This window comes from Pseudomonas taiwanensis (assembly GCF_013393345.1).
Taxonomy (GTDB): domain Bacteria; phylum Pseudomonadota; class Gammaproteobacteria; order Pseudomonadales; family Pseudomonadaceae; genus Metapseudomonas; species Metapseudomonas resinovorans_C.
Genome location: NZ_QJRF01000028.1, coordinates 90,980 through 109,589, shown reverse-complemented (window position 1 = coordinate 109,589; position 18,610 = coordinate 90,980). Strand labels below are relative to the sequence as shown.

The following is an 18,610-nucleotide window of genomic DNA, read 5'->3' as shown; positions in this document are numbered from 1 at the left end:
TGCTCAGTTGGGCGCTACGTTGTGGCGTTCGAGGATTCGCGTGTACTCGCCGCTGGCCAACAGGTCCTTGAGGCCGCGCTCGTAGATTTGCGCCCAGTCCGGCTGACCGGGGCGCGGTGCGGTGAAGCCCGCCAGCAGGGGAATGCGTTCCAGCGCTGGCGGCTGCCATTCGAGCTTGCCGCGCAGGTGATCGTCCGTGGCGACCAGGTACTGGCCCACGACGCGCTCCAGCAGCACCAGGTCGAAACGCCCGGCGTCCAGCTTGCGCAGGTTGGAGATGTCGTCCACCGCCTCTTCGGCGCTGAAGCCCGAGCGCAGCACGCTGGCCGGGTAGCCGTAGCCCCTGACCACGCCCACTTTGCGTCCCTTGAGCTCGGACAGGTCCTTGAAATCGACCGGCGTGTCCTTGCGCACGAAGAAACCCAGCTCGCTGTAGAACAGCGGACGCGAGGCATGCAGGTTCTCCTCCACCACTTCACGCGGCCAGAGGGCCAGGGCGCCCTGGTAATGGCCGCTGTGCAGGGCGGCGCGCACGCGCGCCCAGGGCATGAAATCCACCTGGACCTTGTAACCCTGGGTGGCGAAGGCGCGCGTGGTGAGCTCGATGATGCTGCCGCCTTGCGGCAGGGACTGCGAGCAGTAAGGCGGATATTCCAGGGTGGCCAGACGGAGGTCGGCCCGGACGCCGCAGCTGAGGAACAGGCAGGACAGCAGCGCACACAGGACCAGGGGGAAACGCATGGGTGATAGGTAATCCGAATGTCATGTTCTTGTTCTGATGCTAGGCGAATCTAACTGGACTATCGGCAAGATTCACGTGGTCAATGACACTCGGTCGCATATTTGCGGGCTGCGTCGGAACTGTTAAGTTCCGGGCAGCCCCGCAGTGCGGGCCAGACTATTTCAGGGATTCGAGGATAAGAACAATGCAACCTGATTTCTGGAGCGACAAACGCCCGGCCGGTGTGCCTAACCAAATCGATCTGGCCGCCTACAAGTCGGTGATCGAGGTGTTCGAGCGGTCCTGCAAGAAATTCGCCGACCGTCCAGCCTTCAGCAACCTGGGCGTGACCCTGACCTATGCGGAGCTGGATCGCCTGTCCGCCGCCTTCGCCGCCTACCTCCAGAAGAACACCGATCTCAAGCCCGGCGACCGCATCGCCGTGCAGATGCCCAACGTCCTGCAGTATCCCATCGCCGTGTTCGGTGCCCTGCGCGCTGGCCTCATCGTGGTCAACACCAACCCGCTGTACACCGCCCGCGAGATGCGTCACCAGTTCAAGGACGCCGGAGTGCGTGCGCTGGTCTACATCAACCTGTTCGGCAAGCTGGTCGAAGAGGTGCTGCCCGACACCGAAATCGAATTCCTGATCGAAGCCCGCATGGGTGACCTGCTGCCGAGCCTCAAGGGCTGGCTGGTCAACACCGTGGTGAAGAAGCTGAAGAAGATGGTCCCGGACTATCACCTGCCCCAGGCGGTGTCCTTCAAGGACGCGCTGAAGCAGGGCCAGGGCCATGCGCTAAAGCCGGTGCGGGTGAGTCTGGAAGACATCGCCGTGCTGCAGTACACCGGCGGAACCACTGGCGTGGCCAAGGGCGCGATGCTGACCCACGGCAACCTGGTGGCCAACATGCAGCAAGTGGACGCCTGCCTGTCGCAGCACGGCCCGGACGGTGCGCCGCTGATGAAGCAGGGCCAGGAGATCATGATCGCGCCGCTGCCGCTGTACCACATCTATGCCTTCACCGCGAACTGCATGTGCATGATGGTCAACGGCAACCACAACATTCTCATCACCAACCCGCGGGACATCGGCGGCTTCATCAAGGAGCTGAAGAAGTGGCGCTTCTCCGCGCTGCTGGGCCTGAACACCTTGTTCGTCGCGCTGATGGATCATCCCGAGTTCAAACACCTCGACTTCTCCAACCTCAAGGTCACCAACTCCGGCGGCACCGCCCTGGTCAAGGCCACCGCCGAGCGCTGGCAGGCCATGACCGGTTGTTCGGTGGTCGAGGGTTACGGCCTGACCGAAACCTCCCCCGTGGCCAGCACCAATCCCTACGGCAGCCTGGCTCGCCTGGGAACCGTGGGCATTCCGGTGCCGGGCACTGCGTTCAAGACCATCGACGACGCCGGCAATGAACTGCCACTGGGCGAACGCGGCGAGCTGTGCATCAAGGGACCGCAGGTGATGAAAGGCTACTGGCAGCGCCCCGAGGCCAGCGCCGAGGTGCTGGATGCCGAAGGCTGGCTGAAGACCGGCGACATCGCAGTGATCGATCCGGACGGCTATGTACGCATCGTCGACCGCAAGAAGGACCTGATCATCGTCTCCGGCTTCAACGTCTATCCGAACGAGATCGAGGATGTGGTGATGGCCCACCCGAAGGTGGCCAACTGCGCGGCCATCGGTGTCCCGGACGACAAGTCCGGCGAGGCGGTGAAGCTCTTCGTGGTGCCGCGCGAGGGCGGCGTCAGCGTCGAGGAGCTCAAGGCCTACTGCAAGGAAAACTTCACCGGCTACAAGGTGCCCAAGCACATCGTGCTGAAAGAGGCCCTGCCGATGACCCCGGTGGGCAAGATCCTGCGTCGTGAGCTGCGCGATATCGCCTGACCGAAAAAGGGCAGGGCGGGTCCTCCGTCCTGCCCTCGTTCCTCCCGCCCCATTTTCATTCCGCTTTTCCGCACGGCCGGCTTGTCCGACAGTCCGATCCCTCCTTGAGAACCCGTGAAAGCCCCGAAATACGCCGTTTGTCGGCGAATTAGAGTTCGGACTCCAAATATGACCAGTTGCACCGCTTTGGGTCACTTTTATGACTGGTAAGGGCTGGTTTGGTGCTGGTGAGCCTCTGGCAAAGCTGATAATCTCGGCGCGTTTTTTTGCCCGGACGGGCGCACAATCGCACAGAACACAACAAACAACTGTCCCTCGAGGACAGTGAAATCAGCTGTTGCTTAGGAGTGGGCCTCCATGACCGAAAACTTCTGGAAGGACAAATATCCAGCGGGTGTTCCCGCCGAGATCAACGCCGACCAATACCCCAACGTCCAGGCGGTATTGAAGCAGTCCTGCCAACGCTTTGCCGACAAGCCCGCATTCAGCAACCTGGGCAAGACCCTCACCTACGGTGAGCTCTACGAACTTTCCGGCGCCTTCGCCGCCTACCTGCAGAATCACACCGACCTCAAGCCCGGCGACCGCATCGCCGTGCAGCTGCCGAACATCCTGCAGTACCCGGTCGTCGTCTTCGGCGCCATGCGTGCCGGCCTGATCGTGGTCAACACCAACCCGCTGTACACCGCGCGGGAAATGGAGCACCAGTTCAACGACTCCGGCGCGAAGGCCCTGATCTGCCTGGCCAACATGGCCCACCTGGCCGAAGAAGTGCTGCCCAAGACCGGCGTGAAGCACGTCGTCGTCACTGAAGTCGGCGACCTGCTGCCGACCTTCAAGCGCCTGCTGGTCAACGCCGTGATCAAGCACGTGAAGAAGATGGTGCCGCCGTTCAGTCTGCCGAAGGCGGTCAAGCTCAACGATGCCCTGGCCAAGGGCCGTGGCCGTGCCGTCAATGAAGCCAGCCCGCAGGGTGGCGACATCGCCGTGCTGCAATACACCGGTGGCACCACCGGCGTGGCCAAGGGCGCGATGCTGACCCACCGCAACCTGATCGCCAACATGCTGCAGTGCAAGGCACTGATGGGCGCCAACCTGAACGACGGTTGCGAGATCCTCATCACCCCGCTGCCGCTCTATCACATCTACGCCTTCACCTTCCATTGCATGGCGATGATGCTGACCGGCAACCACAACATCCTCATTTCCAACCCGCGCGACCTGCCGGCCATGACCAAGGAGCTGTCGAAGTACAAGTTCACTGGTTTCGTCGGCCTGAACACCCTCTTCGTTGCCCTGTGCAACAACGAGGGCTTCCGCAACCTGGACTTCTCCGCGCTGAAGCTGACCCTGTCCGGCGGTATGGCCCTGCAACTGGCCACTGCCGAGCGCTGGAAGCAGGTCACTGGTTGCGCCATCAGCGAAGGCTACGGCATGACCGAGACCAGCCCGGTGGTATCGGTGAATCCCTTCCAGAGCATCCAGATCGGCACCATTGGCATTCCGGTGCCCTCCACCCAGTGCAAGGTGGTGGACGACGAGGGTAACGACGTTGGCCTGGGCGCGCCCGGCGAGCTGTGCGTGAAGGGCCCGCAGGTGATGAAGGGTTACTGGCAGCGCCAGGAAGCCACCGACGAAATCCTCGATGCCGAAGGCTGGCTGAAGACCGGCGACGTTGCGGTGATCCAGGACGACGGCTTCATGCGCATCGTCGACCGCAAGAAGGACATGATCCTGGTGTCCGGCTTCAACGTGTACCCGAACGAACTGGAAGACGTGCTGGCGACCCTGCCGGGTGTGCTGCAGTGCGCCGCCATCGGTGTACCGGACGAGAAATCCGGCGAGGCGATCAAGATGTTCGTGGTGGCCAAGCCCGGCGTCAGCCTCACCAAGGAACAGGTGATGGAGCACATGCGCAGCAACGTGACCGGCTACAAGGTGCCGCGCGCTATCGAGTTCCGCGATGCGCTGCCGACCACCAACGTCGGCAAGATCCTGCGTCGCGAACTGCGTGACGAAGAGCTGAAGAAGCTCAAGGCGAAGCAGGAGAAGGCCCAGGCCTGATCCCCATCGCTTCCCGACAAGGCCCCGCAATTGCGGGGCCTTGTCGTTCGTGGCGTCCCATCGACGGCATTCAGGCCGGTCGCTACAGTGGCGATCTTCCCTTTCGCCCTGGAGCCGGCGATGTCATTGCCCGACCTCAACCTGCTGGTGGCCCTGGATGTCCTGCTCGACGAGGGCAGCGTGGCGGGTGCCGCGCGGCGCATGCACCTGAGTGCGCCGGCCATGAGCCGCACGCTGGCGCGCATTCGCGATGCGGTGGGTGACCCGATCCTGGTGCGTGCCGGGCGCGGTCTGGTGCCGACGCCGCGGGCACTGGAACTGCGTGAACAGGTGCGCGAGCTGGTCGAGCAGGCCAGCGGCCTGTTCCATTCCCGCGATGTGGACCTGTCGAGCCTGACGCGGCAGTTCAACGTGCGCACCAACGACATCTTCATGGTCTGCTATGGCGGCCGGCTGTTCGAGCTGATGCGCCAGGAAGCGCCGGGTGCGGTGCTGCGCTTCGTTCCGGAAATCGATGGAGACGACGATGCCATGCGCGCCGGACGCATCGACCTGATCGTCGGCGCTTCCGACAAGCTCACCCCGGAGATCAAGTCCCAGGGCCTGTTCGAATGCCGTTTCAACGGCCTGGTGCGCCAGGGGCATCCGATCTTCGAGGCGCCCATCACCCCGGAACGCTTCGCCGCCTTTGACCAGATCAGTGTTTCGCGCCGGGGGCTGGTGCGCGGTCCCATCGACCAGGCGCTCGACGATCTGGGGCTTTCACGCCGGGTGGGGCTGATTTCCCCGAGCTTCTTCTCGGCAGTGTTGGCCTTGCACGATTCCGATCTGATCCTCCCCATGCCCGATCCGGTGATTTCCGTGTGCGAGCGGCTCGGCCTGCCACTGCGCTCGTTCGCGATTCCGTTGCCACTGGAACAGGTGCGGGTGCGGCAGTCCTGGCATCCGCGCTTCGACAACGACTCCGCCCATCGCTGGCTGCGCCGCCTGATCAAACGCTGCTGCGAAGAGGGCTTGCGCGGCTAGCGGGGATACGTGCGTATAACGCACTGATTCATTCGCATAATTGCAGTTATCGGCATGGCAGGCGCACAAATAGACTCAGTCTCGTGCCCGCAATCCGGTAACTCCTCATGGTCGTTTTCTCCACTTCCCGCGCTGGCGAAAAGGCGTCTCGATGAACGCCTCCCTGGCTTTGCCGCTGCCGGTCGCCGGCCCGGTGGCGGCGCCTGTCGCTACTCCCTTCACCCTGCGGCTGGTCGTTGGAATGCTCGGCGTCCTGCTGGCCGTGCTGGTATCCGGCTTCAATGAAAACGTGATCAAGGTGGCGCTGGCGGATATCCGGGGCGCCATGGGCATCGGTCGTGACGAAGGCACCTGGCTGGTGGCGCTCTATGCAGCGCCCTCGGTCTGCGCCATGGCCTTCGCGCCCTGGTTCGCGGTGACCTTGTCCCTGCGCCGCTTCACCCTCTGGGCCATCGCCGCCTTCATGCTGCTCGGGCTGTTGAGTCCGCTGGCGCCGAACCTGCAGAGCCTGCTGTGGCTGCGTGGCCTGCAGGGGCTCGCAGGTGGAGCCTTGCCGCCGATCCTGATGACCGTGGCGCTGCGCTTTCTCCCCGCCAACATCAAGATCTACGGCCTCGCCGGCTACGCCCTCACCGCGACCTTCGGCCCCAGCCTGGGTACGCCGCTGGCCGCGTACTGGGTGGAGTTCGTCGGTTGGCGCTGGGCCTTCTGGCAGATCGTTCCCACCAGCCTACTGGCCATGGCCGCCGTGGCCTGGGGGCTGCCCCAGGACCCGTTGCGCCTGGAGCGTTTCCGCCAGTTCAACTGGCTCGGGCTTGCGCTCGGCTTCCCCGCGCTGTTCATGCTGGTGGTCGGGCTGGTGCAGGGTGAGCGGCTCGACTGGTTCGAGTCGTCGCTGATCCGCGCGCTGCTCGGTGGCGGCAGCGTGTTGCTGGTGCTGTTCCTGCTCAACGAGTGGAAGCACCCGCTGCCGTTCTTCAAGCTGCAACTGCTCAAGCTGCGCAACCTCAGCTTCGCCCTGTTCACCTTGGCTGGCGTGCTGTTCGTACTGCTGGCGGCCGTGGTGATTCCCTCCAGCTACCTGGCCCAGGTGCAGGGCTACCGCCCGTTGCAGACCGCGCCGGTGATGCTGGTGGTGGCCTTGCCGCAGCTGCTGGCACTGCCCCTGGTGGCGGCCCTGTGCAACCTGCGCTGGGTCGACTGCCGCTGGGTGCTCGCCTGCGGCCTGGCCATGCTCGCCTGCTCCTGCTGGCTGGGTTCGCAGCTGACCTCGGCCTGGATTCGCGACGATTTCTACCTGGTGCAGGCACTGCAGATATTCGGTCCGCCGATGGCCGTGCTGCCACTGCTCATGCTGTCCACCGGCAGCATCAAGCCCACCGACGGGCCCTTCGCGTCGGCCTGGTTCAACACTATCAAGGGGTTCGCCGCCGTGCTGGCGGGCGGTGTTCTGGAAGCGCTCGCCACCCTGCGCCTACATCTTCATTCGACGCAACTGGTCGACCGCCTGGGCAACAACCCGCTGGTGGACGGCGGCGTCGAACTGGCCCGTCGGCTGCACCTCCAGGCTGTGGTGCTGACATCCGCCGACCTCTACCTCTGCATGTCCGCCGTGGCGGTTGCACTGATCCTCCTTATCCCCTTCGTGCCCACGCGCATCTATCCGCCGCGCGCCCCGACCTGACCGGAGTCGACCATGAACCAACCCCGCACTTTCAAACCCGTGATCCCGGCCGCATTGCTGGTGGGCGTCGGCCTGCTGGCCTGGGGCACCTGGCACCTGCTGGGTGAAAGCACCGACCAGTACACCAATGACGCCTTCGTCCATGCCGACTTCACCCTGGCGGCGCCGAAGGTGCCCGGCTTCATCCGCGAGGTGCTGGTGGAAGACAACCAGATGGTGAAGGCCGGACAGTTGCTCGCCCGCATCGATGATCGTGACTACCGCGCCGCCCTGGAAGGCGCGCGCGCACGTGTCGCCAGTGCCCAGGCCCAGCTGGAAAATGCCGGGGCCACCCTGGAGCGGCAGGATTCGGTGATCGAACAGGCCCAGGCCACGCTGGAGGCGGACCGTGCCGAGCGTGTCTTCGCCCAGCATGAGCTGGAGCGCTACCAGAAACTGGTCGGTCGTGGCGCCGGCACCCTGCAGGCCGCGCAGCAGGCCCGCAGCCGTTACGACAGCGTCGTGGCGCGTCAGGCCGAACACAGCGCCGCGCTGCTTGCCACGCGCAAACAGACCGACATACTCACCGCTGAACGCGATGCCGCGCAGGCCGCCTTGGCCAGCGCCCAGGCGGCATTGCGCCAGGCCGAACTGGACCTTTCCCACACCGAACTCAAGGCTCCCATCGATGGCATGGTCGGCCGTCGCGCGGTACGCGTCGGTGCCTTCGTCAAACCCGGTGACGCGCTGCTGGCAGTGGTGCCGCTGGAGCACGCCTATGTGGTGGCCAACTTCCAGGAGACCCAGCTCACCCACGTGCGTCCGGGGCAGGAGGTGCAGATCGAGGTGGACACCTTCCCCGGCGAATCCCTGCGCGGTCGCGTGGAAAGCATTGCCCCGGCCACCGGCGTGACCTTCGCCGCCATCGCGCCGGACAACGCCACCGGTAACTTCACCAAGGTGGTACAGCGCATCCCGGTGAAGGTCGTGCTGGATGCCGGCCAGCCGCTGCTCGGCCAGCTCCGGGTGGGTATGTCGGTGGAGGCGAGCATCGATACGCGCAGTGAGCCTCAGGCCGTCGCCGAAGTGAACTGATCTTCCGGACCTGTAGGAGCGAGCTTGCTCGCGAAGCTTCTGAGCCCGACCTTTCGCGAGCAAGCTCGCTCCTACACAGGGTCCAGCCGGGATCATCGCCGGCAAATCCGAACGAAATCGCTCCGAGCCCGCGCAGGGGGAAATCTGCGACAATTCCGCCCTTGCCGAAAACGACAGCAGAATCAGCGGAACCGATGAGCGAGCAATCCCCCAGCGCCGAACAACTCCTGAAACGCATCGACCAGGCCATGGGCGCTGACCGCCATCGCCTGCGCCGGCAGCTCCACGAGCTGCGCAAGCATCCGGACGACGCCAAGCTGGCGCAGTGGGTCGAGCGCTTCCAGGCCTCCATCGCGCGCGTCGAGGCGCGGCGTGCCAGCGTGCCAGCGATGCGTTACGACGACGCCCTGCCCATCGCCGCCAAGCGCGACGAGATCAAGGCGGCGCTGGAAAAGCACCAGGTGCTGGTGATTGCCGGTGAAACCGGCTCGGGCAAGACCACCCAGTTGCCGAAGATCTGCCTGGAGATTGGCCGTGGCACCCACGGCCTGATCGGCCATACCCAGCCGCGCCGGCTGGCGGCACGCAGCGTGGCGACACGCGTGGCAGAAGAGATCGGCAGCCCGTTGGGCGAGCTGGTGGGCTACCAGGTGCGCTTCGAGGACCAGTCCAACGAGCGCAGCCTGATCAAACTGATGACCGACGGCATCCTGCTGGCCGAAACCCAGCACGACCGCTTCCTCGAGCGCTACGACACGATCATCGTCGACGAGGCCCACGAGCGCAGCCTGAACATCGACTTCCTCCTCGGCTACCTCAAGACCCTGCTGCCGCGCCGCCCCGACCTCAAGCTGATCATCACCTCGGCCACCATCGACCTGGAGCGCTTTTCCAAACACTTTGGTGATGCGCCGATCATCGAGGTCTCCGGCCGCACCTACCCGGTGGACACCTGGTACCGGCCGCTGGCCGCCGAGGTGGACGAAGACGGTGAAGCGCTGTTCGACGACCTGTCCGTGGACCAGGGCATCCTCCGCGCCCTGGACGAGATCACCGCCCATGAGCGCGAAGTGGGCAAGCGCCCAGGCGATGTGCTGGTGTTCCTCCCCGGCGAACGGGAAATCCGCGATTGCGCCGACGTGCTGCGCAAGGCCAACCTCAAGCACACCGAGGTGCTGCCGCTCTACGCGCGCCTGACGCCCGCCGAGCAGCAGAAAATCTTTGCCCCCATGCCGGGCCGCAAGATCGTGCTCTCCACCAACGTCGCGGAAACCTCGCTGACGGTGCCGGGCATCCGTTATGTGATCGACAGCGGTACCGCGCGCATCAGCCGCTACAGCTATCGCGCCAAGGTCCAGCGCCTGCCGGTGGAAGCGGTGTCCCAGGCCAGCGCCAACCAGCGCAAGGGCCGTTGCGGCCGGGTCGAGCCGGGTATCTGCGTGCGCCTCTACAGCGAAGAGGACTTCCTCTCCCGCCCGACCTTCACCGATCCGGAAATCCTGCGCACCAACCTCGCGGCGGTGATCCTGCAGATGCTTCACCTGCGCCTGGGCGATATCGAAGCCTTCCCCTTCATCGAGCCGCCGGATGGCAAGGCGATCAAGGACGGTTTCACCCTGCTGCAAGAACTCTCGGCGGTTAACCGCGAGAGCCAACTCACGCCCATTGGCCGGCAGTTGGCGCGCCTTCCCATCGACCCGCGCCTGGGCCGCATGGTGCTGGAAGGCGCCCGCCAGGGCAGCCTGGACGAAGTGCTGGTGATCACCTCTGCGCTGTCCGTGCAGGACCCGCGCGAGCGTCCGGTCGAGCGCCAGCAGGCGGCCGACCAGGCCCACGCCCAGTGGAAGGACGTGGACTCCGACTTCGCCGCGCTGATCAACCTCTGGCGCGGCTTCGAGGAACAGCGCCAGGCGCTGGGTTCCAACCCGCTGCGCAACTGGTGCCGGAAGAACTTCCTCAACTACCTGCGCCTGCGCGAATGGCGCGATGCCCACCGCCAGCTGGTGCTGATCTGCCGCGAGCTGAAGCTCTTCCCTGACTCCGGTAAATCCAAACGCGCAGAGACCCCCGTAGGATGGGAGGAGCGTAGCGATACCCATGCTGCTCGAACCGATGGGCATCGCTCCGCTCAGCGCCATCCTACGAAAAGCAGTCCTGCCGAAGCCCCACGTGATGCCGCCGCCAAGGCCGAACAGCAACAACGCAGCATCGATTACGCCAAGGTGCACAAGGCGATCCTTTGCGGATTGCTGAGCCAGATCGGCCAGAAAACCGAAGACGGCGACTACCTCGGTGCCCGTCAGCGGCGTTTCTGGATTCACCCCGGCACCGCCATCGCGAAGAAGCGCCCGCAGTGGATCATGGCCGCCGAACTGGTGGAAACCACCAAGCTGTTCGCGCGCATGGTGGCGAAGATCGAACCGGACTGGCTGGAGCCGCTGGCCGGTCACCTGGTGAAGAAGAATCACCTGGAGCCCCATTGGGAGAAACGTCGCGGGCAGGTCGTGGCTTTCGAGCAGATCACCCTCTACGGCCTGATCATCGTTGGCCGCCGCGCGGTGCACTACGGCCCGGTGGACCCGGAAGTCTCCCGTGAGCTGTTCATCCGCGAGGGCCTGGTGCGAGGCGAAATCCACAGCAAGGCGAAGTGCCTGACGGCCAACCGCCAACTGCTGGAACGGCTCGACGAACTGGAAGCCAAGGCACGCCGGCGCGACATCCTCGCTGACGAGGAAACCCTCTTCGCCTACTACGCGGCGCGCCTGCCAGCGGACATCTACCAAACCGCCAGCTTCGAGAGCTGGTACGAGCGGGAGCGGGCGAAGAACCCGAACCTGCTGATCATGCGCGAGGAAGACGTGCTGGCCCGAGAAGCCAGCGAAGTCACCGCCGCGCAGTACCCGGACAAGCTGCGCCTGGGCGAACTGGAGTTGCCGCTGTCCTATCACTTCGAGCCCGGTCACGTCCGCGACGGCGTGACCCTGCGCGTACCCGCGCCGCTGCTGCCGCAGCTGCCGCCGGATCGCCTTGAATGGCTGGTGCCGGGCCTGCTGGAAACCAAGTGCGTCGCCCTGGTGCGCAACCTGCCCAAGGCCATCCGCAAGAACTTCGTGCCGGTGCCGGACTTCGTGAAAGCCGCCCTTTCCAAGCTGATGTTCGCCCAGGGCTCGTTGCCGGAAGCGCTCGGCCGTGAGCTGCAGCGCATGACCGGCGCCCGCGTGCCGGAGGAGGCCTGGGTCGAGGCGGCTACCCAACTGGAAGGCCACCTGAAGATGAACCTGGAAGTGGTGGACGCCCGCGGCAAGTTCCTCGGCGAAGGCCGCGACCTGGCCGAGATCACCGCGCGCTTTGCCGAAGCCAGCCAGGCCGCCCTGGCCATTCCGCAGGCGCAGAAGGAACAGAAACCGGTGGAGGCCAAGGGCTTCGCCCAGGTCGCGGAAAAGACCCAGCAAAAGGTCGCCGGCCTCTCCATGACCGTGTACCCGGCACTGGTGGAGGAGGGTGGCGCCGTCAAGGAAAGCCGCTTCCCGACCCAGGCCGAAGCCGAGTGGCAGCATCGTCGCGCCTTGCAGCGCCTGCTGCTGCAACAGCTTGGCGAAACCGCCAAGTTCCTCCGTGGCAAGCTGCCGGGCCTCACTGACCTCGGTCTGCTGTACCGCGACATGGGCCGCGTCGATGCGTTGGTGGAGGACATCCTCCTGGCCAGCCTGGACAGCTGCATCCTCGATGGCGAAGCCAGCCTGCCTCGCGATGGCGCGGCCCTGGCATCCCTCGCCGAGAAGAAGCGCGGCGCCTGGGCCGAGCACGCCGAGCGCCTGGCGCGCCTGACCCTGGAAATCCTCAAGCTCTGGCATGGCCTGCAGAAGCGCTTCAAGGGCCGGATCGACCTGGCCCAGGCGGTGGCGCTTAACGACATCAAGGCGCAGCTGGGCAACCTCGTCTATCCCGGCTTCGTCCGCGAAACCCCGGCGGAGTGGATGAAGGAACTGCCGCGTTACCTCAAGGCCATCGAGCAGCGCTTCGACAAGATCGCCGCACAGTTGCAGCGCGACCGTGTCTGGTCCGGCGAACTGGCCGGTTACTGGGAGCAATACCTGGCCCGTCTGGCTAAGCACGCCCAGGAAGGCAAGCGTGATCCGGAACTGGTGCTCTACCGCTGGATGCTGGAGGAATACCGCGTTTCGCTGTTCGCCCAGCAACTGGGTACGAAGATGGCGGTGTCCGACAAACGCATGAACAAGCAGTGGAGCCAAGTGGAAGCCTGATGAGCGAATCCTTCGAAATCCGCCCCATGAGCCCCGAGCTCTACCGGAGCCAGACCCGCCGCAGCACCCTGATCATCGCGGTCGTGTTCATCGCCCTGGCACTGCTGCTGTCCACCTTCTGCGTGCAGCTGTTCGGTACGCCAGGCGGCGACAACTTCCGCTGGAACCTGATCGGCGTCCTCGCGGGCCTGGCTCTCACCATCGCCATGGTGCGCCTGCAGTTCTGGTCACGCCCCTGGATGGCGCCCGCCGTCTACGGCTGGCGGCTCAAGCGCAACCTGATGCGCGTCACCAATGTCATGCACAAGGTCAAGGCAGGGGTGGCGGCCGGTGATCCAGCAGCGATGAAGCTGCTTCGCTTCTACCACCTGGGCCTGACCCAGATGCACCAGCTGGACGGCAACAGTGCCGATCTCAGCCACCACGTGCATGAGATCGACCAGCACCGCGAGGCGATGGAGGCACAAGGGCTGGATGTGGAGCAGAACCGCCTGGACCTGGACTGGCTTGAGGCGGTGAAGGGGTACGGCAAGTAGCCGGCTTCAGGCCCAGGTCGGCTTCAGGAAGACTTGTACCTTGCCGGCGCGAGTCACCCCTCTACCTCTGGGAGAGGGGAGGGGGTGAGGGATGTGGTGCCGCGCATGGATTTCCAAGGGCAGCTCTTCGATCTGCTTGGCGAATGAATTCGCCCCTACAGGGCCCATGCCAGGGCTGGGTGATGCCGGCGCGCGTCACCCTTCTCCTCTTCAGGGAGAGGGGCCGGGGGAGAGGGTGCCTTCAGGCTCGCGCGAAAGCCAACCTGCTACCGCCCCCCCAACCTCAAGCTGTACTCCGCCACCGCTTTCTCATCCGCCGCAACCCGCTCCGGCAGGAACTCCCGAAGGAACTCGACCCAGGTACGGATCTTCGCATCGAGGAACTGCCGCGATGGATAGAGCGCGTAGATGCCGAGGGGGAAGAGACTGTGGTTGGGCAGTACGCGCACCAGGCTGCCGTCCTTCAGACCGCTGATGGCCGAGTACACCGGCACCACGCCAACCCCCAACCCGGCCTTGATGGCTTCGGTCATCGCATCGGCCGTATTCACCTGGAACGGCGTCTGGTTGACGCTGACCATCTCCTGGCCGTCCGGGCCCTCGAACAGCCACTTGTCCAGGGACATCACGTTGTTCACCAGGCGCAGACAGCGGTGCTTCGACAGCTCCGACGGCATACGCGGCGCCCCGTGTTTCTCGATGTAGCCGGGGGAGGCGCAGAGCACGCTGTAGGTGGTGCCGAGCTGCTTGGAGATGAACCCCGAATCCGGCAGCTCCTGGGCGATCACGACGGAAATGTCGTAACCCTCGTCGAGAATATCGGTGGTGCGGTTGGCCAGGGTCAGGTCGAAGCTCACGTCCGGGTATTTCTCGCTGTACCCGGCGATGGCCTTGATCAGGTAGTGCTGGCCGATGCCGGTCATGGCATGCACCTTCAGGTTGCCCACCGGCCGTGCGTGGGCCTCACTGGCTTCTGCTTCGGCTTCCTCGATGTAGCCGAGGATCTGCTCGCAGCGCAGCAGGTAGCGCTGGCCTGCTTCGGTCAGGGCGATGCGGCGGGTGGTGCGGTGCAGCAGGCGCGTGCGCAGATGGGTTTCGAGGGTGGCGACGGCGCGGGAGATGTACGAGGTGGTGAGGTCCATGCGCTGGGCAGCGGCGGTGAAGCTGCCGGTCTCCGCCACACAGACGAAGGCGCGCATGTTGAAGAGGATGTCCATGGAGGGTCCTGGCCCGGAAGGGAGGCAAATTTTGTCACGAAATATGTCCCGGGATTATGGCTGATTCAGTACACAATCCTTCATCTATCCGTCGCCTTATCGCCGAGAGTGCCCAGTTCTAGAATCGCCGCCGTTCCAGGCATCAGCCCTGGTTACCCAGCATTCAGGATATGCCGCAGTGCACCGCAATCCTTGGCCCGGCGTCGCCCGCGCCAGTCTGTTCGCCGTCGTTTCGCTCCTTTCCGCTTGTATCGATAGTCAGGGCATAGCGCCCCAGGCCGAACGCCTGGATGCTGCCCAACTGGACCCCGGTTCGGCCATTCGCCGTGCCGAACGAGATGCCGCCTGGCCCAGTGCCCAGTGGTGGCGTGCCTATGGCGACCCGCAACTCGACGCCTGGATGGAGCAGGCCATGGCCGGCAGCCCCAGTCTGGCGATGGCCGCCGCTCGTGTTCGCAAGGCCCGGGCCCTGGCCGGCGTGGTGGAGTCCGCCGAGCAGCCGCAGGTCAATCTTGACGCCAGTGTGCAGCGCAAGCGCTGGCCGCAAGACAATTTCTACGGCCCTGGCGATCTCGCCCGCACCACCAGTTGGAACAACACCAGCCTGCTGGGTTTTTCCTATGACCTTGACCTCTGGGGGCGCGAGCGCAGCCGCAGCCACCAGGCGCTGGACCAGACCCAGGTGGCCGTGGCCGAAGCCCGCCTGGCGGTGCTGGAGTTGCAAGGCAACCTGGTGCGCAGCTACATCCGCCTGGCGCTGCAACACGCAGAGAGGGACGTCGCCGAGGCCAGCCTTGCACAGCAGGAACAAATCCTTGCCCTGGCCCAGCAGCGCCTGCGCGACGGTATCGGTACCCGACTGGAGATCAGCCGCGCCGAGGCGCCATTGCCGGAAACCCATCGGCAGATCGACGCCCTGAACGAATCCATCGCACTGACTCGCAACCAGCTTGCCGCCCTGGCCGGGAAGGGACCGGGGGAGGGCGAGCGTCTGCAGCGACCAACACTCGACCTGCAACGCCTGCCCGCGCTGCCGGCCGAGCTACCGCTGGAGCTGCTTGGCCGACGTCCGGACCTGGTTGCCAGCCGCTGGCAAGTGGCAGCACAGGCGCGCGGCATCGAAGTCGCCAAGGCGGGCTTCTACCCCAACGTCAACCTGCTGGGTGGCATCGGCTCCAACGCCACCCAGGGCGGCGTGCTGGATTTCCTGCGCTACGACAAGCTCACCTACAACCTCGGTCCGGCCATCAGCCTGCCGGTGTTCGATGGCGGCTTGCGCCGTGGCCAGCTGGGGGCTGCCGCCGCCGAATACGACGTCGCGGTGGAGCAGTACAACCAGACCTTGATTGGCGCCCTGCAGCAGGTGGCCGATGCCCTGGTGCGCATCAAGTCGCTGCATGAACAGCAGATGCTCGCCGCCGAAGCGGTGGCCGCCGCGCAGAAGACCTGCGATCTCGCGTTGCTGGCCCAGCAACGCGGCCTCACCGGCTTCGACGCGGTGCTGGAAACCCAGCCGACGCTGTTCCAGCGCCAGCTCCAGCAACAGGAAGTACGCGCCGCGCTGCTCGGTGCCCAGGCCGACCTGCTGCTGGCCCTCGGTGGCGGCGTGCTCGCCGAACCGGTCGGTCCCAGCGACGCCAGCCTGGCCCCGCAGGAACCACGCCTGCGTTTTCTCCCCAAGCCCTGAGGACCCGACATGGTTCGAACCTTCAACCGCGCGCTGGTCGAGTGGGCGCGCAGTGACGGCCTGACCTGGGCCTTCATCTTCAAGGCCCTGCTCACTGCCTTCCTCGCCCTCTGGCTGGCCTATCGCCTGGAACTGCCGCAACCGGGCACGGTGCTGGTGACCGTGTTCATCGTCATGCAGCCGCAGAGCGGGCAGGTCCTGGCGAAGAGCTTCTACCGCATCATCGGCACCCTGTTGGGGCTGGCCGTGATGGTGGTGCTGATCGCCCTGTTCAATCAGGAGCGAGTGCTGTTCATGCTCTGCCTGGCCATCTGGATCGGCCTCTGTACGGCTGGCGCCGCGCGCTACCGGGATTTCCGCGGCTATGCCTGCGTGCTGGCCGGCTACACGGCGGTGATGATCGGCCTGCCGGCCACGAGCCACCCCGACGATGCCTTCATGCTCGCCCTATGGCGAGTGCTGGAGATCAGCCTGGGCATTCTCTGCACCGGCCTGGTCAACGGCCTGATCCTGCCGCAGAGCACCAGCACCGACCTGCGCAACACGCTGCACGGACGTTTCCGCGACTTCGCCGCCTTCGCCTACGAGGGACTGGCCGGTGGCCTCGATACCGCGCGTTTCGATGCCAGCAACGCGCGCTTTGCGGCCGCCGCCGTGAACCTGGAGAACATGCGCAACGCCACCGCCTTCGAAGACCCGCACATGCGCATGCGCAGCGGGCGCCTGGCGCGGCTGAACAACGAGTTCATGGTGCTCTCGACCCGTTTCCATGGTCTGCATCAGTTGCTGCGCCGTCTGGCCAACGCGCCGGCACCCGATGTAGGAGCGAGCTCTGCTCGCGAAAGCCCGGAGCCGGAAGCGTTCGCCAGCAGAGCTGGCTCCTACGGAGGTGCGGTGCTGGATGCCCTGCAACCGTGTCTCGTGGAAGTGTCACGGCTGTTGCTGCCGCTGCGTGATCGTCTCAGCAGCGAGGCCGATGCGGCGCAGCTCGCCGTCCGCCTGGAAGCCTGCAAGCAGGAGCTGATGCAGTTGATCCGCAGCGGCCGCGCGCAGCTCGCCATGCAACACCCCAGCGAAGCCCAGAGCCTGGATTACGACACGGCTGCGGAGCTGCTCTATCGCTTTGCAGACGATCTGCACAGCTATGCCCAGACCCACGCCTCGCTACTCGACGACCATCACGCCCGCGAGCAGTGGAAGGAGAGCTTCAGGCCCCGTGCGAACGCGGTAGCCGCTGCCGTGGCGGGCCTGCGCAGCAGCCTGCTGATCCTCCTGCTCGGCGCCTTCTGGATGGCCACGGCCTGGCCCAGTGGCGGCACCTTCGCGATGACCATCGGCATGGTTTCGGCGCTGGCATCGTCCTCCTCCAACCCCCGGCGTCTTTCGCTGCAACTTACCCTGGGGGCTACCGCCGGCGCTTGCCTGGGCATTTTCATGACCTTCCGGGTCCTGCCGGCAATCGACGGTTTCGCGCTGCTCTGCTGTGCCCTGGCACCGGTGGTCGCGCTGGGTGCCTACCTGCTGGCTCGGCCACAACTGGCGGGTGCCGGCCTCGGCCTGCTGATCTGGTTCAGCATGAACTCCATGCCGGCCAACCAGGCGCTGTTCGACCCGCACCGGGTGCTCAACGAATACCTGGCCTCGGTACTGTCCATGGCCCTGGCAACTGTGGCCGCCGCCGTGCTCCTGCCGCCCAACCGGCCTTGGTTGTGGCGGCGCCTGGAGCGCGACCTGCGCATGTGCGTCGTGCGTGCCGTGAGCGGACGGATGAAGGGACTGGTGTCCGGTTTCGAGAGCGGCACCCGCGACCTGCTGAACCAGGCCTACCTGTATTCCGCCGGACGCCCGGACGTGCAGCGCCAGCTGCTGCGCTGGATGTTCCTGGTGCAGGAAGTGGGGCATGCGGTGATCGAAATGCGCCTGGAGCAGGCGCGTCTGCCGGCGCTGTCCTGCTATGCCGAATCCATGCCCTGGCGCAACGCTATCCGTGCCATGGGCCGCGCCCTGATCCGCTTGTTCATCCAGCCTTCGGAAACCAATCGGCAGCGCGCGCTGCTCGCCGTGGAGCAGGCCATCGACAGCGTGCGCAGCACAGCCGAGCCCTGCGCGCCGCAGTTCGAAACCTCGCCCCTGCGGCGCCTGCAGAGTTACCTGCATTTCATCCGTACTTCGCTGCTGGACCCGCAGAACCCGCTGGGTGGCGACCCAGTGGCCGTGCATCCGCAAGGAGCCCTCCATGCCACGTGAAATCGCCCTGCACGGCGTCTATCTGCCGAGCCTGACGGTGCTGTTCCTGGTGGCCTTCCTGCTCGGCTGGGCGCTGGATCGCCTGTTCGCCTGGTGCGGCCTCTACCGCCACGCCTGGCACCCGGCGCTGCTGCGCGTCGGCCTGTTCACCTGCCTGTATGGCGCCCTGGCGCTGACCATCTACCGTTGAGGCTC

The 18,610-nt window shown here is 65.3% G+C and carries 12 protein-coding genes; 10 read left to right on the top strand and 2 right to left on the bottom strand.

What is annotated here, in order from left to right; translation table 11 throughout:
• Nucleotides 1-3 precede the first annotated feature (3 nt).
• Nucleotides 4-741: a substrate-binding periplasmic protein gene (locus tag DM872_RS00615; protein ID WP_179057643.1), complete on the bottom strand. Its 738-nt coding sequence runs from the start codon at nucleotides 739-741 to the stop codon at nucleotides 4-6.
• Between the two features lie 185 nt (nucleotides 742-926).
• On the opposite strand from DM872_RS00615, the gene fadD2 reads away from it, so the two are divergent.
• From fadD2 to DM872_RS00580, 7 genes are all read left to right on the top strand, one after another.
• Complete coding sequence (fadD2, locus tag DM872_RS00610) at nucleotides 927-2,615, top strand: long-chain-fatty-acid--CoA ligase FadD2 (RefSeq protein WP_179057642.1); 1,689 nt, start codon at nucleotides 927-929, stop codon at nucleotides 2,613-2,615.
• Nucleotides 2,616-2,972: 357 nt separating this feature from the next.
• A complete protein-coding gene (fadD1, locus tag DM872_RS00605) occupies nucleotides 2,973-4,679 on the top strand; it encodes a long-chain-fatty-acid--CoA ligase FadD1 (RefSeq protein WP_179057641.1) in 1,707 nt (568 codons plus the stop codon).
• A 120-nt stretch (nucleotides 4,680-4,799) separates the two neighbouring features.
• Entirely contained in the window at nucleotides 4,800-5,705 is a 906-nt protein-coding gene (locus DM872_RS00600; protein ID WP_179057640.1) for a LysR family transcriptional regulator, read from the top strand.
• Between the two features lie 151 nt (nucleotides 5,706-5,856).
• Nucleotides 5,857-7,389 carry an MFS transporter gene (locus tag DM872_RS00595; protein WP_179057639.1) on the top strand — a complete coding sequence of 511 codons (1,533 nt, stop codon included), beginning with the start codon at nucleotides 5,857-5,859 and terminating at the stop codon, nucleotides 7,387-7,389.
• Nucleotides 7,390-7,401: 12 nt separating this feature from the next.
• Nucleotides 7,402-8,463: an HlyD family secretion protein gene (locus DM872_RS00590; protein WP_179057638.1), complete on the top strand. Its 1,062-nt coding sequence runs from the start codon at nucleotides 7,402-7,404 to the stop codon at nucleotides 8,461-8,463.
• Nucleotides 8,464-8,657: 194 nt separating this feature from the next.
• Entirely contained in the window at nucleotides 8,658-12,728 is a 4,071-nt protein-coding gene (gene hrpA / locus DM872_RS00585; protein ID WP_179057637.1) for an ATP-dependent RNA helicase HrpA, read from the top strand.
• The gene (locus DM872_RS00580) at nucleotides 12,728-13,264 is read left to right on the top strand and encodes a DUF3087 domain-containing protein (protein ID WP_179057636.1); all 537 of its coding nucleotides are present in this window, start codon (nucleotides 12,728-12,730) and stop codon (nucleotides 13,262-13,264) included. The genes hrpA and DM872_RS00580 overlap by 1 nt, the downstream gene beginning before the upstream one ends.
• Before the next feature lie 266 nt (nucleotides 13,265-13,530).
• Here the strand turns inward: DM872_RS00580 and DM872_RS00575 are convergent, their stop codons facing one another.
• Nucleotides 13,531-14,481, bottom strand: a complete 951-nt coding sequence (locus DM872_RS00575) for a LysR family transcriptional regulator (protein WP_179057635.1) — start codon at nucleotides 14,479-14,481, stop codon at nucleotides 13,531-13,533.
• Nucleotides 14,482-14,659: 178 nt separating this feature from the next.
• On the opposite strand from DM872_RS00575, the gene DM872_RS00570 reads away from it, so the two are divergent.
• The 3 genes from DM872_RS00570 to DM872_RS00560 are packed head-to-tail and all read left to right on the top strand — an operon-like array spanning nucleotide 14,660 to nucleotide 18,605.
• Nucleotides 14,660-16,168 (top strand): efflux transporter outer membrane subunit, encoded by a 1,509-nt coding sequence (locus DM872_RS00570; RefSeq protein WP_179057634.1) that lies wholly within the window; start codon nucleotides 14,660-14,662, stop codon nucleotides 16,166-16,168.
• Between the two features lie 9 nt (nucleotides 16,169-16,177).
• A complete protein-coding gene (locus tag DM872_RS00565; RefSeq protein WP_179057633.1) occupies nucleotides 16,178-18,415 on the top strand; it encodes an FUSC family protein in 2,238 nt (745 codons plus the stop codon).
• Nucleotides 18,405-18,605 (top strand): DUF1656 domain-containing protein, encoded by a 201-nt coding sequence (locus DM872_RS00560; protein WP_077527090.1) that lies wholly within the window; start codon nucleotides 18,405-18,407, stop codon nucleotides 18,603-18,605. The genes DM872_RS00565 and DM872_RS00560 overlap by 11 nt, the downstream gene beginning before the upstream one ends.
• The last annotated feature ends 5 nt before the right edge of the window (nucleotides 18,606-18,610 follow it).